This window comes from Sorangium sp. So ce362 (assembly GCF_051519845.1).
GTDB lineage: Bacteria > Myxococcota_A > Polyangia > Polyangiales > Polyangiaceae > Sorangium.
In genome coordinates, this window is record NZ_CP150332.1 from 9,700,073 (window position 1) to 9,714,130 (window position 14,058).

Annotated in this window: 12 protein-coding genes; 6 read left to right on the forward strand and 6 right to left on the reverse strand. The window is 72.4% G+C overall.

From position 1 onward, the window contains the following. The first annotated feature begins 201 nt into the window (after nt 1-201). Both WMF17_RS37340 and WMF17_RS37345 read left to right on the forward strand, forming a co-directional pair. Entirely contained in the window at nt 202-816 is a 615-nt protein-coding gene (locus tag WMF17_RS37340) for a hypothetical protein (RefSeq protein WP_437598151.1), read from the forward strand. Between the two features lie 82 nt (nt 817-898). Then, nucleotides 899-1,621 carry a polyprenol monophosphomannose synthase gene (locus WMF17_RS37345; protein ID WP_437598152.1) on the forward strand — a complete coding sequence of 241 codons (723 nt, stop codon included), beginning with the start codon at nt 899-901 and terminating at the stop codon, nt 1,619-1,621. Nucleotides 1,622-1,652: 31 nt separating this feature from the next. On the opposite strand, the gene WMF17_RS37350 is transcribed toward WMF17_RS37345, so the two are convergent. Next, on the reverse strand, nt 1,653-3,053 hold the full coding sequence (locus tag WMF17_RS37350; protein WP_437598153.1) for a serine/threonine protein kinase: 1,401 nt from the start codon (nt 3,051-3,053) through the stop codon (nt 1,653-1,655). Nucleotides 3,054-3,184: 131 nt separating this feature from the next. On the opposite strand from WMF17_RS37350, the gene WMF17_RS37355 reads away from it, so the two are divergent. Both WMF17_RS37355 and WMF17_RS37360 read left to right on the forward strand, forming a co-directional pair. Beyond that, nucleotides 3,185-4,087, forward strand: coding sequence for a slipin family protein (locus WMF17_RS37355; RefSeq protein WP_437598154.1), 903 nt, complete (start codon nt 3,185-3,187; stop codon nt 4,085-4,087). After that, complete coding sequence (locus tag WMF17_RS37360; RefSeq protein ID WP_437598155.1) at nt 4,084-5,058, forward strand: hypothetical protein; 975 nt, start codon at nt 4,084-4,086, stop codon at nt 5,056-5,058. The genes WMF17_RS37355 and WMF17_RS37360 overlap by 4 nt, the downstream gene beginning before the upstream one ends. Nucleotides 5,059-5,128: 70 nt before the next feature. Here the strand turns inward: WMF17_RS37360 and WMF17_RS37365 are convergent, their stop codons facing one another. Beyond that, entirely contained in the window at nt 5,129-5,785 is a 657-nt protein-coding gene (locus tag WMF17_RS37365; protein ID WP_437598156.1) for an alpha-ketoglutarate-dependent dioxygenase AlkB family protein, read from the reverse strand. Between the two features lie 56 nt (nt 5,786-5,841). Further along, nucleotides 5,842-7,059 (reverse strand): STAS domain-containing protein, encoded by a 1,218-nt coding sequence (locus WMF17_RS37370; RefSeq protein WP_437604345.1) that lies wholly within the window; start codon nt 7,057-7,059, stop codon nt 5,842-5,844. A 241-nt stretch (nt 7,060-7,300) separates the two neighbouring features. On the opposite strand from WMF17_RS37370, the gene WMF17_RS37375 reads away from it, so the two are divergent. After that, nucleotides 7,301-8,524, forward strand: a complete 1,224-nt coding sequence (locus WMF17_RS37375; protein WP_437604346.1) for a Bcr/CflA family multidrug efflux MFS transporter — start codon at nt 7,301-7,303, stop codon at nt 8,522-8,524. Here the strand turns inward: WMF17_RS37375 and WMF17_RS37380 are convergent. After that, on the reverse strand, nt 8,502-8,888 hold the full coding sequence (locus WMF17_RS37380) for a hypothetical protein (RefSeq protein ID WP_437598157.1): 387 nt from the start codon (nt 8,886-8,888) through the stop codon (nt 8,502-8,504). The genes WMF17_RS37375 and WMF17_RS37380 overlap by 23 nt on opposite strands. A gap of 891 nt (nt 8,889-9,779) precedes the next feature. Here WMF17_RS37380 and WMF17_RS37385 point away from each other — a divergent pair. Then, complete coding sequence (locus WMF17_RS37385) at nt 9,780-11,666, forward strand: APC family permease (RefSeq protein WP_437598158.1); 1,887 nt, start codon at nt 9,780-9,782, stop codon at nt 11,664-11,666. Between the two features lie 36 nt (nt 11,667-11,702). On the opposite strand, the gene WMF17_RS37390 is transcribed toward WMF17_RS37385, so the two are convergent. Further along, nucleotides 11,703-12,662, reverse strand: a complete 960-nt coding sequence (locus tag WMF17_RS37390) for a gluconeogenesis factor YvcK family protein (protein ID WP_437598159.1) — start codon at nt 12,660-12,662, stop codon at nt 11,703-11,705. Nucleotides 12,663-12,707: 45 nt separating this feature from the next. Beyond that, nucleotides 12,708-13,466: a DNA methyltransferase gene (locus WMF17_RS37395; protein ID WP_437604347.1), complete on the reverse strand. Its 759-nt coding sequence runs from the start codon at nt 13,464-13,466 to the stop codon at nt 12,708-12,710. Nucleotides 13,467-14,058 lie beyond the last annotated feature (592 nt).

Below are 14,058 nucleotides of genomic sequence, written 5' to 3' on the forward strand. Positions count from 1 at the left end.
CACCCGTGTGCGCAGGGTGCGACCCCACGAATTGACCGAGGCTGCTCCAGCCGATCGGCCCGATGCAGAGCGGACGCCCTGTCGGGAAAGGAAATTAACTGGCGCGCACCTTTCCGGCAACCGCCAACCGGCAAGGCCCGGGGCGTGCCCCCCACGGATCCTTCCGCTCGCGCCGCCGTTTTGGTAGATCGCTCGGCCCGGATGTCGTCGGACGAGATCACCCTGAAGCACCTCCGGCGCCCGCGGGGCCGCGGCGCTCCCGCAGCGGCCACGGGAGCCACGGCGACGACGGGCGCCTACGACGTCGAGGAGACCTGGCGCCAGACCGGCAGGGCGCTCGTCGTGCCGCTCGAGCGCGCCCTCTCGCTCCCCGCGCTCCGCGCCGCCTTCACGCGGCTGACCGTGGCGGCCGAGCGGCAGAAGCTGACGATCGTCGAGGAGCCGCTGTTCGGCCTGAGAGGCGATCCCGAGAAGGATCCGCTGCAGCGGTGGGACTACGAGGCCGTGCTCCCGATCCGAGGCGCAGCCAGGCCGGAGGGCGCCGTGAAGGTCGCGCGCGTCGAGGGCGGCATGCACTTCGCCGCGACCACGCCGCGCGGCCTCGACGACCTGAAGCGCCTGTACGGCCACCTGCTCGGGACGTCCTTCCCCGCCAAGAAACAGCGCCTGGCGCGGCCGTACATCCTCCACCGGGTCCACCGCCTCGCGGACGGCCAGGCGCGCGAGCCCGACGAGGTGCTCGCGGTCGCGGTCTATCTGCCCGCGGTGCTGTCGATCGAGCCGGTTCCGGTGCCGGCCGACGAAGCGGAGGCCTGAGCGCAGGCGGACGCGCGCGGACGCGGCGCGGGGCGCCGCACGATCCGCGCACGAGCGTCCGCTCGCGCCGCGCCGAGCCAGGATGGCCCCCCGAACCCTCATCATCACGCCGACGTACAACGAGCGAGACAACCTCGCCGAGTTCGTGAGCTCCGTCCTCGCGACGGTCCCGGACGCGCACGTGCTCGTCGTCGACGACGCGTCGCCGGACGGGACAGGCGCCCTCGGCGATGCGCTCGCCGCGCGCGACGGGCGCGTCCAGGTGCTCCACCGCCCGGCCAAGCTCGGGCTCGGCACCGCCTACCTGGAGGGGTTCCAGCGCGCGCTGGACGGCGGCTACGACGTCGCCTTCGAGATGGACGCGGATCTCTCGCACGACCCGGGCCACCTGCCGGCCTTCCTCGACGCGATCGCCCGGGGCGCGGACGTGGTCCTCGGCTCGCGCAACGTGCCGGGGGGCGGCGTCGAGGGCTGGGGCCTCGGGCGGCACGCGCTCTCGAAGGGCGGCTCGCTCTACGCGCGGACCCTCCTGGGCGTCGGCGTCCGCGACCTCACGACCGGCTACAAGGCGTTCACGCGGCGCGCGCTCCTCTCGCTCGATCTCGGCAGCGTGCGCTCGAACGGCTACGCGTTCCAGATCGAGACGACCTACCGGGCGCTCCGCAAAGGGCTCCGCGTGGTCGAGGTGCCGATCGTGTTCGTCGACCGCCGCGCCGGCCACTCGAAGATGAGCCGGAGGATCTTCGCCGAGGCGATCGTCGAGGTCTTCCGCCTGAAGCTCGACGCCGCGCGCGGGCGCATCTGACCGCCGCGCCCGGCCGGAGCGCGACCGGCGCTCAGCGCCTGCCCGTCCGCGATGGTCTCGACGCGGCGCTCGGCCTGGCCCGCTCGTCGGCATCGAGAGCGCCGAGCTCCTCGTCCTGCGCCTCGTCGAGATCGACGTCGTGGATGCGCGATCGCCCGGGGGGCTCCTGGTCCTCGACGCGCACGCGCGCCGCCGCGCCCTGATCGCGCTGGGCGGCGCCGTCCGGCGCGGGGCGCCCGCGAACGACGCGGGTGGCGCGGAGCAGCGCGAGCTCGGCGACGCGGCCGGCCCGGCGCACGCTCGGCGCGGCCTGCTCGCGCAGCACCCGACCGAACACCAGCGACAGCAGCGTCAGCACCGTCGGGACGACCACCCCGAGCGCGAGGCCGACCGCGATGCGCGCGACGGTGAGGCCGAACATCGCGCCCACGAGCGGCAGGCCGTCGAGGCCGCGCCACGGCGCCGCGGCCCCCTCGGGCCCGCGCGGGCGCCGGTCGTCCTCGTGCGCGCGCCGCGCCGCCTTGCGCGCGTCGCGGTACGCCTTGCGCGCGTCGCGCTGCGCCTTGCGGGCGTCGCTGTACGCCTTGCGCGCGTCGCGCTCCGAGGGGCGCCCGGCGCGCGGCCGCTCGGGGGGCGCGCCGCCCGCGTCGAGCTCCGCGAGCAGCGGCGCGAGGCGCGCGGCGCGGCGCTCCGGATCGGGCTCCAGCATCGCGGAGAGGGCCCGGACGAGGCGCGGATCCGCGCGGCCGCCGAGGGCCGCGGGCACGTCGATCGCGAGCCCGCGGTGCGGCAGGTTCTCCGGCTCCTCGCCGGTGAGCAGGCAGAGCGCGGTCGCGCCGACGGCGTAGACGTCCGACGCCGGCAGCGCGCGCCCCTGGAACTGCTCCGGCGCCATGTACCCGAAGGTGCCGACCACGGTGCTCCCGCCCTCGGGGCGCAGGCGATCGCGGACCGCGCCGAAGTCGACGATCGCGAAGGAGCCGTCGGGCCGGCGGATCACGTTGTTCGGCTTGATGTCGCGGTGGATGACCGCCGGCGCGCGGCCGTGCAGGTAGTCGAGCACGCCCGAGGCGTCCCGCAGGAACCGGACGACCTCGTCCCGCCCGAGCACGGCGCGGCGGCGGCGCATCGCGCCCAGGCTCTCGCCGTCGATCTTCTCCATCACGAGGAAGAGCGCTCCGTCCTCCTCGAAATGATCGAGGTAGGCCGGCAGGCTCGGATGCGAGAGCGAGGCGAGCACGCGCGCCTCGCGCTCGGCGAGCTCCACGCCCTTCCAGCTCGAGGCGCCGCGGATCTGGAACCGCTTGATCGCGACGAGCTTGCCGAGCCGCTTGTCGACCGCCTCGAGCGTGTGCCCCTGAGCCCCTTCGCCCAGGGCGCGCGTGACCACGTAGCGCCCGTCGCGCAACGGCTGGCTCGGCTCGTCACCCATCGCGGGAGCGAGGGTACACCGCCCGCGCAGCGACACCAGGGCGAAGCCGCGCCGGGACGCCCGCGGTGGCCGCGCATCGCGAGCGTCCGCCCGCGCGGCCACCGCGGGGCGCTCTGCTAGAGTCGCAGGCGATGTCCCTGATCCTCACCCTGCTCGCGGCGTTCGCGGTCTTCTACCTCCTGTCGGGGCTGCGGCAGATCAACCAGTGGGAGGTGGCGCTGCGCTTCACGCTCGGCAAGCTGACGGGCCGCGTGACCCCCGGGATCACCCTGTACCTCCCGGGGATCCAGGAGCTCCGGCGCATCGACACGCGGATGAAGAACCGCGATCTCCTCCAGCAGATGGTGATCACCCGCGACAACGTGACCACGATGGTCGATGCGGTCGTCTACTACCGCGTCGTCGATCCAGAGCGGGCCACGCTCGCCGTCGAGAACTACGAGACGGCGATGAAGGACCGCGCGAAGGTCGTGCTGCGCGACGTGGTGGGCGAGACGCGGCTCGACGAGCTGCTCGCGCACCGCGAGGAGGTCGCCGCCAAGGTGCGCGCGCAGGTCGAGGCGGTCGCGGAGGCGTGGGGGCTGCACGTGGAGATGATCGGCCTCCAGGACATCGCGCTGCCGCCGCAGATGCAGGAGGTGCTCGCGAAGGGGGCCATCGCCGAGCGCGATCGGCGCTACGTGGTCATCAAGAGCGAGGCCGACGTGGAGAGCGCGAAGAACTTCGCCGAGGCGGCGAGCATCCTCGCGCGCTCGCCCGGGGCGATGGAGCTCCGGCGCTTCGAGGCGCTGGCGAACCTCAGCCAGGGCAACACAAAGGTCATCTTCGACCTGGCGAAGCCGTACGACGACGTGCGTCATGCGGCGGTGGCCATGGCGGAGGCGGCCGTCACCGAGTCGAAGCCCCAGCGCGTCCATGAGGGGCACCGCGCGGTCGACGCCGAGGCGCAGCGCGAGGCCGAGGCGGCGCTCGAGGCGGACGCCGCGCTCGAGGAGCAGCGGACGGCGCGGCGCGGACGCATGGGCGGGGCGTGATCCAGGCGCTGACCGCGCTGAAGGCCGCCGTCGCGGCGCTGCTCGAGGCGCGCGGCGAGCGCGGGCTCTCCGCCCTCGTCGTCGGCGCCGAGCTCGCGGTCGCCGGGCCGCCGCAGCGGTGGACGATGGGGTCGCGCGAGGTGAGCGCGTCGCGCCTCTCGCTCGCCGTCGACGCGCCCGCGTTCGCGGCGCTCACGGCGGACGCGGCGCGCCTCGCGGCGGTGAAGGAGGCGTTCGCGAGCGCGGTGCGCACCCCGGAGACGGAGCTCGCCGATCTGACGCTGCTCCTGCGCCTGCCAGGCGCCGGGCGCGGGTGGAACCAGGTCTACCGGGAGGCCGCGCTCCCGGCCGCGCCGGAGCGACCGCACCCCGACGCGGTCCTCGGCGGGGCGGCGGCGCTGCTCGACGCCTCGGGCGACGCGCGGGGCGCGGCGATGCTCCGCCGCGCGCGGCTCGAGGCAGCGGAGGTCCCGGGCAGCGGCGGGGTCCCGCTGGTCCGCTGCGTTGTGCGGCTCGACCCGGCGGACCGCGCCGCGCTCGACCGCGACGGCGAGCGGGCGGAGCGGCTGCAGCGCGCCGTGCGCAGCGCCGGCACGCGCGCCGCCGAGGCGATCGCGTCCGTGGAGCTCGCCACGGCGCTCCGCCCGCTCGGCGGGGCGCCGCCGCTCGGCCCGGCCGAGGCGCCGGGCGCGCGGCTCGCGCGGGCGCTCGAGGCGCGCGGCGCCGTCGTGGTGCCCATCTCTCGCGACGAGGGCGGGTCGAGCGGCGGGAGCGTGGAGCTCGCCGTCGTGGCGTCCGGGGAGCTCCTGCGCGTCCGGATCGTCGCGGCCGCCCCGGGGGGCGAGCGTGGCCGCAACGGCTGGAAAATAGATAAAATTCGCACACTTACGGTCGATGCCCAGGAGGTGGCGGCGCCGGAGCGCGCCGCGGAGCTCGCCGCGCTGCTCCTCGGCGGCGGCGACCTCGCCTGACGGCGCGCTGCGAGGCCGGGCCCGCCGGCCCTCGCGCTCGGCCCCGTCAGGCGAGGGCGGCGCCGCCGCGCTACGTTCCCGCCCCGGCGCGCGAGCCCTGCGCAAGGATGCGCCTGAAGGTCAGGTTGATGCGCGGCCCTGCGCCGCGCTGCCTGGGCACGCCGTGGCGGTGGTGGTGCTGGGTGGTCCCGCCCATCACCAGCAGGCTTCCCCCGCCGAGCTCCAGCTCGACGGCGGGAGCGTCCTTCCATTTCCGGGCGGGCTTGAGGACGAAGCGGCGCGGCGCGCCGAGCGACACGGAGGCGATCAGCGGATTCGGCCCGAGCTCCTTCTCCGCGTCGGCGTGGAAGCCCATGGAGTCGGCGCCGCTGCGGTAATAATTCAGGAGGACGCTGTTGAACGCCGGGCGCGACGCGCGCGGAGGCTCGGCCACGGGGAGCTCGGCGCACGCCGACGCCACGCGCGCCTCGAGCTCGGCGAGCGGCGGCGACCACGGCTCGGGCGCCAGCGTCAGCCCCGAATAGGTGTAGACCGCGCCGGGGTCGCCGTACCACGCCGACAGCCGCGGCTGGAGGAGCTCGCGGCCGAAGAGCTTGATCTTGTCCTGCCGCCACGCGACCCCGGCGCGCAGCGCCTCGAAGAGCGCGTCCGCCTCCGCGCGCGGGAGCCACGGATCGAGGAGGGCGAACCAGCCGCCTTCGAGGAGGTGCTCGATCCGCGTGCACACGGGGACCGACTAGCGCGCTGGCCGCGCGCGCGCCAGACGGCGCTGGCGCAGGGCCGTCAGCTCGCCGGCGCCTTGCCGGCGGGCGGCTCGCCGGAGCGCGCGGGCGACTCCGCGCGGGTCATGCTCCGGATCGCGTAATTGAGCGCGGCGCGCAGGTTTCGCTGCGTGTTGATCTGGGAGAGATCGAGCCCGAGCGAGACCATGGTCTGCGCGACGTTCGGCTTGATGCCGGCGACGATGCCGTCGGCTCCGAGCAGCCGGATCGCGGTGACGAGCTCGATCAGGTGGCTCGCGACCTTGGTGTCGACGACCTCGACGCCGGTGAGGTCGAGGATGGCGTAGCGCGCTTGCTTCTCGACGATCTTCGAGAGCAGGCTGTCCATGACGTCGGCGGTGCGCACGCTGTCGACCGTCCCCACCATGGGGAGCGTGAGCACGCCGTCCCAGACCTCGATGATCGGCGTGGAGAGATCGCGGATGACCTGCTGCTGCGCCTCGATCTGGTGCAGCTGAGCGCGCAGCTCGTTCTCTATGCGCTTGGACTCCGAGATGTCGAACGACAACCCGAGCACGCCGCCCCCGGGCTCGCCGCGCCGGTCGTGAAGCGGGGTGACCCAGTTGTCCCAGTGGATACCGAACGATTCCGTGCGAAAGCGGCGCACCTTCCCGTCGAACCACGTGCGCATGTCGCGCATCTCGGGCGCGGGCATGTCGACGCCGGCTGCGTCTGGCTGCTTCCCATAGAAGTCGATCCAGTTGACCCCGGCGAGCTGCCCGGACTTGAGTCCGACGCTCTCGAGCCCCCTGCCATCGTGATAGAAACAGACCCCATCGGGGTCGAGCGCCCAGAACGATATGCTGGCGACGTGCTTGACCATGCTGTCCAGGACACGCGCCTTGTTGCGGAGGGTCGTCAGCTCCTCCTCGGCGATCTCGGGCGTTTCCCGGAGCGACCCGAAGACCGCGCTGCGATCGGGCGATCGCTTCGCCTTGCACGACAGCGACCGGTACGCCCCGCGCGCGTCGCGAAGGCGGACGCGGAACGAGGCGGGCTCGCCCGTCTGCTCGAGCTTCGCCCACGCCTCCAGGAGGGCGGCTCGATCCTCCGGGTGAGCGAGCTCTGCGAGCATCGTGCCCTCCTCGCTCACGGGGCCGATGACCTCTCGCAGCGCATCATTCTCGTGGAGCAGTCCGCCGGCGGCCGACGCGACGAAGAGCAGTTCAGGACAGCTGGCGAAAAACTCCGCGAGCAGCGAGTGCGAAGCGATCTCCATCACGCAAGCATCTCCCTGAGGCAAAAAGACGGGCTCGAGGCTATCGCGCGTGATCCCGCGGGGGAACCCCCATGCCCCGCTCATGCTGACGGGCAAGCGGCAAGACCCGGCAGGGGCGCCTCCTGCGCAGGTAGAGGGGCCGGGCAGGACGCGATGGCTCGATAGATCGACGCTGCGCTGCAGGCACCGGGCGTCCCTGGCCGAGGGGCGGCGCGCGTCCTACATAGCTCGTCCGTCCAAGATGCTGAGCTCGCCCGCCCCGCGAAGGAGCCCTGTTTTCCTCGCCCTCATCCTCGGCGCGCTCACCGCGCTGGGTCCGCTCTCGATCGACATGTACCTGCCGAGCCTGCCGACGCTGCAGCGCGACCTCGGCACCACCGCGTCGGCGGTGCAGCTCACGCTCGCGGCGTACTTCGCGGGGCTCGGGCTGGGCCAGCTCGCCTACGGGCCGTTGACCGATCGGTTCGGCCGCAAGCGCCCCCTGTACGCCGGGCTCGCGCTCTACGTGCTCGCCTCGATCGGGTGCGCGCTCGCCCCGAGCGTGCAGTCGCTCATCGCGCTGCGCTTCCTCCAGGCCGTCGGCGGCGCTGCGGGGCAGGTCGTGACGCGGGCCGTGGTCCGCGACCTCTACGCCGGGGCCGCCGCCGCGCGGCTGCTCTCGCTGCTCATGCTCGTCATGGGGGCCGCGCCCATCCTCGCGCCGACCCTCGGCGGCTGGTTGCTCCTCGTCGCCGGCTGGCGGGTCATCTTCGCGCTGCTCGCCGCGCTCGGCCTCGGCTGCCTGGCGCTGATGGCCGCGGCGCTCCCCGAGACGGCGGCCGCGCGGACCGAGCGGCTCGATCTCCGGGCGATCGGCGCGCACCTGCGCGAGCTCGGGCGCGATCGCGCCTTCGTCGCGTACACGCTGACGTGCGCCTTCGCGCAGGCCGGCATGTTCGCATACATCTCGGGCTCGCCGTTCGTGCTCATCGAGCTATTTCACGTCTCGCCCCAGCACTACGGCTGGCTCTTCGGCGCGAACGCGTTCGGCCTCATCGCCAGCGCCCAGGTGAACCACCGGCTGCTCGGGCGTCGCTCGCCGGCCTGGCTGCTCGCGCGGGCGACGGCCGCGATCACCGCGGTCGGCGCGGTCCTCCTCGCCGTCGCGATCAGCCGCTGGGGCGGGCTCCCCGCCATGGTCGGGTCGCTCTTCGCGTTCGTGGCGAGCCTCGGCTTCATCGGCTCCAACGCGACGGCGCTGGCGATGGACGGGCAGGGCGCGCGCGCCGGGCTCGCCTCCGCGGCGCTCGGCTCGATTCAGTTCGGGATCGCGGCCGGCGCCTCGTCGCTTGTCGGTCTCCTGAACGACGGCTCCGCGCGGCCGATGGCGGCCGTCATGGCGGCCTGCGGAGCGGCCTCCTGGGCCGCGGGCGCGGCGGCCCGGCGGCGCGACGCGCGGGCGCTCAGACCCGCGACGAGGCCTTGAACGAATCGGACACGACCTTCTTGGCGAAGTCGATGATCTGATCCTTGGGGGCGTTCTGGATCGCGTACTTGACCACGTAGCCGCCGGCGACGAGGGTGAGCTGGCGCAGGATCTTCGAGCTCGCGAGCACGCCGAGCGCAAACGCCGCCCCGCCGATGGCGAGCGGAACGATGTACGGGACGTCCTTGACCTTGCCCTGGATGTCCTTGGCGAACTTGAGCAGCATGTCGAGGCTCACCCCGCCCTCGCCGCCCTGCGCCTGCTGCGAGCTCGACTCCTGCGCGCCGCCCTCCTGCGCGCCGCCCTCGTAGATCCCGTTCTTGTACCCGGCCGACGTGTACTGGTCATTACCGATAATGGTCATAGCCCTCTACCTCGTCCTGAAATGATCAGCCTCTGAGATGGCGATAGCTCCCGGCTCTATGCGAAGCACATACCAATCTGGACGACGGCGCAACGGACGCCGCAGCGACGATGAGCCGAGCCACTTGCCGCGGCCGCCGGGGCGAGTCGCGTGCGCGGGGGCGCGCCAGCGATGGGGCAACCTGGTGATGCGTGGCAAATGATCCCGCACCGAGCGCTCCCGCGCGATCGGTGCGCTCCATGTGGGCGCCGGACGTCCTCAGGGGCCCACCACCACGCGCGCTCCCGGGCGAGCGACACGATCGCGGACGAGAGCTCGTGCGGGTCGTGGCGGAGCCGGGCGGCGACTCCGAGCGCGCGGGCGGCGAGGGTGCAGCCAAGCAAGAGCCCGGTCGTCTCAGGGAACGCTCGGCATCCGTAAGAAAAATCACAACAGCGCGCTCTCGACGAGGTCGTGGCTGTCGAGGACGTTGACGCTTGGCCGGCGCAGGAGGAACCCGGCCGCGCCGGCGCCGAGGAGAGCGTGGGGGCGTGGAGGACGTCCGCGACGCAGTCCGCAGCCCCGACCACGGGTGGTCCTCCCTCGCTCGCGCGGACCGCTCCGCACGACGCGCGCGTGACCGCGTGTGTTGTCGATTCGAGCGATCGGCCTGTGTGCTCGATCGGGCCGAGAGCGAGGTCGCATTGGAGCTGCGAGAAGCCGTCAGTCTGGTCTCGCATTCGGTCGATGCCGGCCGCTCGCATGGAGCAGCGCTCGTGCTCGACCAGCATTGCGTCGACGTCGCCAAGAATACCTCGGCGCGCGATGCAATCAGCGTGTGCACGCCGCGCCTCGGCGACGCGCGCGCGAGGGCGCTCTCCCCGGCACATGGTTTGCTCAGCCCCCACGCGCATGTCCCTCACAACGCTCCTGTTCGGCAGGCGGCTGGCCTCGGATGAGGAGGAGAAGGAACAGATAGGCCCGTTCTCCGGGATTCCTGTCCTCGGCCTCGACGCCCTCGCTTCTGCGTCGTACGGGCCCGAGGCCGCGCTCACCGTGCTCCTCCCCCTCGGCACGCGCGGCCTCCGCTACATCGTGCCGCTCAGCGCGATGGTCATCACGCTGCTCGCGATCGTCTATTTCTCGTACCGCCAGACGATCGTCGCCTACCCGAGCGGCGGCGGCTCGTACATCGTCGCGAAGGAGAACCTCGGCACGTCTGCAGGCCTCGTCGCGGCGGCGGCGCTGCTCCTCGATTACGTGCTCAACGTCGCGGTCGCCGTCTCGGCGGGGGTGGGCGCGCTCGTCTCCGCGGTGCCCGCGCTGCTGCCCCACACGCTGGGCCTCTGCCTCGGCGTCCTGATCCTGCTCACCGCGGCCAACCTGCGCGGGCTCCGCACCGCGGGCCTCGTGTTCATGGCACCGACGTACGCGTTCCTCGGCTGCCTGTTCGCGGTGATCGCGATCGGCATCGGGGAGACGCTCCTCCAGGGCGGGCACCCGGCGCCCGTGGTCGCCCCACCCTCGCCCCCGGCCACGCTCGGCACCGCGAGCATTGCGCTGCTCTGCCACGCCTTCGCCAGCGGGTGCACCGCGATGACCGGCGTGGAAGCCGTGAGCAACGGCGTCCCTGCCTTTCGCAAGCCGAGCAGCCTGCTGGCGCGCCGGACGCTCTCGTATATCGTTGCCTCGCTCGGCATCCTGCTCGCCGGGATCGCGATCCTCGCGCAGGCCTACGGCATCACCGCCACCGAGCCCGGCAAGAGCGGGTATCAGAGCATCCTCTCGCAGCTCGTCGGCGCCGTCGTGGGGCGCGGCCCGTTCTACTACGCGACCCTGTCCGCGGTCGTGGCGGTGCTCCTGCTCTCCGCGAACACGAGCTTCGCCGACTTCCCTCGCATCTGCCAGCTCGTCGCGATCGATCGCTTCCTGCCCGAGCCCTTCATCCACCGCGGCAGGCGCCTCACCTTCTCCTACGGCATCGGCGTCCTCGCAGGGCTCTCGGCGCTCCTGCTCGTCGTCTTCCAGGGGATCACCGACGCCCTCATCCCGCTCTTCGCGGTGGGCGCCTTCCTCGCCTTCACCATGTCGCAGGCGGGCATGGTCGCGCACTGGTCCAGGGTCCGCGGCGAGCGTTTCCGGCTCCACCGCGCCATCAACGCCGTCGGCGCCACGGCCACCGCCGTGACGCTCGTCGTCATCATCGTCTCGAAGTTCGCCGAGGGGGCGTGGATCTCGACCCTGCTCGTGATCGCGACCTACGTCACCTTCCGCGGCGTGCAGGCGCATTACGAGCACATCGACGAGGCGGTCCGCACCCACCAGCCGCTCGACCTCACCCCGCTCCCGCCGCCGATCGTGGTGGTGCCGATCCGGCGCTGGGATCTCGTGGCGCAGAAGGGGCTCCGCTTCGCGCTCCAGCTCTCGCCCGAGGTCTACGCGTTCCAGGTGCTCCTCGACGACCCTCGCGTCGAGGATCTGAGCGGCGAATGGCGCGATCTCGTGGAGGAGCCCGCGAGGGCGAAGGGGATTCCGGCGCCGCGGCTGGTGGTGGTCCGGTCCCGCTACCGGCGGCTCTTCCGATCGCTGCTCCGCTTCGTCACCGCCATGGCGCGCGCTCACCCCGACAGGCAGGTGGCGGTCGTCGTGCCCGAGGTGGTCGAGTCACACTGGTACCATTACCTGCTCCACAACCACACGGCCTCGGTCCTCAAATGGCTCCTGCTCATCCGCGGCGGGAAGGGCATCGTGATCGTGAACACGCCCTTCTACCTGTACGATACGCCGAAGACGGCTTGACCGTCGCGCGTGACGTGCCGCGAGCGCCCTCGGGGCTCACCACCACGCGCGCTCCCGGGCGAGCGACACGATCGCGGACGAGAGCTTGTGCGGGTCGTGGCGGATCAGCTTGCCGCCGAACAGCAGGTCGGCGGGGACGAGGAGGTCGGAGGCGAGCCGCCTGTCCGGCGAGGTCACGACCGGCTCGGAGCCGGCGGAGGCGTACTCCGGGAGGCTGGCCGAGGGCCACACGTCGTTGAACAGCACCGCGTCGAGCCGGGCCTCCCCGAGGTACATCGCGATGGTCCCCACGAAGTCCTCGACCGTGTAACCGGGCGTCTCGTTGGGCTTCGTCATGAGATTGCACACGAACAGCGCGCGGGCGCGGCTCGCCGCGATGGCCTCGCGCACCCCCTTGACGAGGAGGTTCGGGACGAGGCTCGTGTAGAGGTCGCCCGGCCCGAGGATGATGAGATCCGCGTCCGCGATCGCCTCGAGCGCCGCCGGATAGGCCGTGGCCTCGGGATCCAGATAGACCGAGAGCACGGGCGCATCGAGCATGTCGGAGAGGTTGTCGATCGACGCCTCCCCGCGGATGGTCCGGTCGTTCTCGAGATGCATCACGAGATCGACCTGATCCATCGTGACGGGGAGGACGCGGTTCTTGACGGAGAAGATCTCGTGCAGGCGCTCGACCGTGAGGGGGAGCGAGCCGGTGATCTCCTGCACCGCGGTGAATATCAGATTGCGCAGGGTGTGCCCGCCGAGGCTCCCCGACCGGAAGCGGTGGCCGAGCAGCTCCTTCAGCGCCGCCGGGTGCTCGGACAGGGCGACGAGGCAGCGCGTGAAGTCGCCGGGGGGCAGGAGACCGTACTCGTCCCGGAGCCTGCCGGAGCTCCCGCCCGAGTCCATCATGGTCACGATCGCGGTGATGCGAGCGCTCAGGTCGCGCAGGCCCGTGAGGAGCGTATAATGGCCCGTTCCTCCTCCCACCGTCACGATCCTCGGCGTCGCCATGAGGGAGCAGGGTACCATGCGGCGCAGCGAGGCCGACACCGGCCGTCACGCCGCCGAGATCTCGGCGCGCGGCCGCGGCATGCACTTCGCGAGGCGGCTCGACGCGACGGCGTGGTATGCGGGCGCGATCTCGGCGCTGTAGCAGCGCCTCCCCGCGGCGAAGGCCGCCACCGCGACCGAGCAGAGCCCGCCGAACGGCTCCCAGACGACATCGCCCGGATCCGAAGAGGCCCGGATGATGCGATCGAGCAGCTTGAGGGGCTTCTGGTTGCCGTGGACGGACCGGGTCTCCTCCTTGAAGCGCTCGGCGCCGCGGACCGCGGGCTCGCGCCAGACGTTGGTCACCCCGACCTCGCAATGGAACTTCGCGCGCAGGCTGGCCCATTCAGGGCCCGTCAGCGACCGCTTGCCGTCGACCGAGAAGTAGGGCCGCCCCTCGGGGCGGCCGTGCGCGTTCGCGAACGCGACGATCCGCTCGAACGCCTCGGCCGGAGGATAATACCAGAGGTGGCAGCGCGTGAAATACTTCCTCGTGGCGGCGTTCTTCACGCCGCACGCCTCGTTCGTGTGGCGCAGCGGGAGTCCCGAGCGCTCCCATTCGCGCCGTAGCCAGGCCTTGAGGGGCAGCCCCGCGCCGCCGCTCTCCAGGAGGACCTTGCGCACGTACTGCACGCACACCTCGCTCACGACCGGGAACTTGCGCAGCGTCCGGGTGTTCGCGTTGCCCGCGATGTGGGCGATCCCCTTGTCCCACACATTGCAGCTCCGGTACTCCCAGCCGTGCTGATCGAGCAGCGGGTGCACGGTCGCCCAGCCGATCTCGGTCCCCCAGAACCACAGGGTGGCGGACGGCAAGGCGCGCTCCGACCAGGCGGCGACGTGGGGCGCGTACCACGCGCCGAGCTCCTTGTGCGTCGGCGGGTCGCCGGGAAAGCCGGAGACGCCATAAGCGCCGTCGGAGACGATCACCGTGGGCCTCGGCCAGGAGGCGTAGTGCTCCAGCGCGTCGCCGAGCGTCAGGACGGGGTGGGGGTCGGTCGATGCGCGCTTCGCGGGGGGCACGCGGCCATCCAATCCAACTGCGCGGATCTGTCAACAAAACGGCAGAGATAGGGGCCGGCGAGGCGGCCGGCGAGGCGGCCGGCGCCGCTGGGCCTCCCCGAGGGAGCGATCTTCTCCTGGAGCGTCCTCGCGAGCGCCTGGAGCTGACGTGCACGGGTGTCGTCCGGAGGAGACAGGCTGTGGAAATGGAGGGAACACTGTTCGAATGGAATCCCGCGTGGAACCGAGTGTGGAATCCCACGTCGACCCGACCGACGCGCGTGGCTCGCTGTCGCGACGGTGATTGTAGCGGCCGGGCGAGCGGCGTATGTTGAGCAGCTTCGTGCCCCCACTT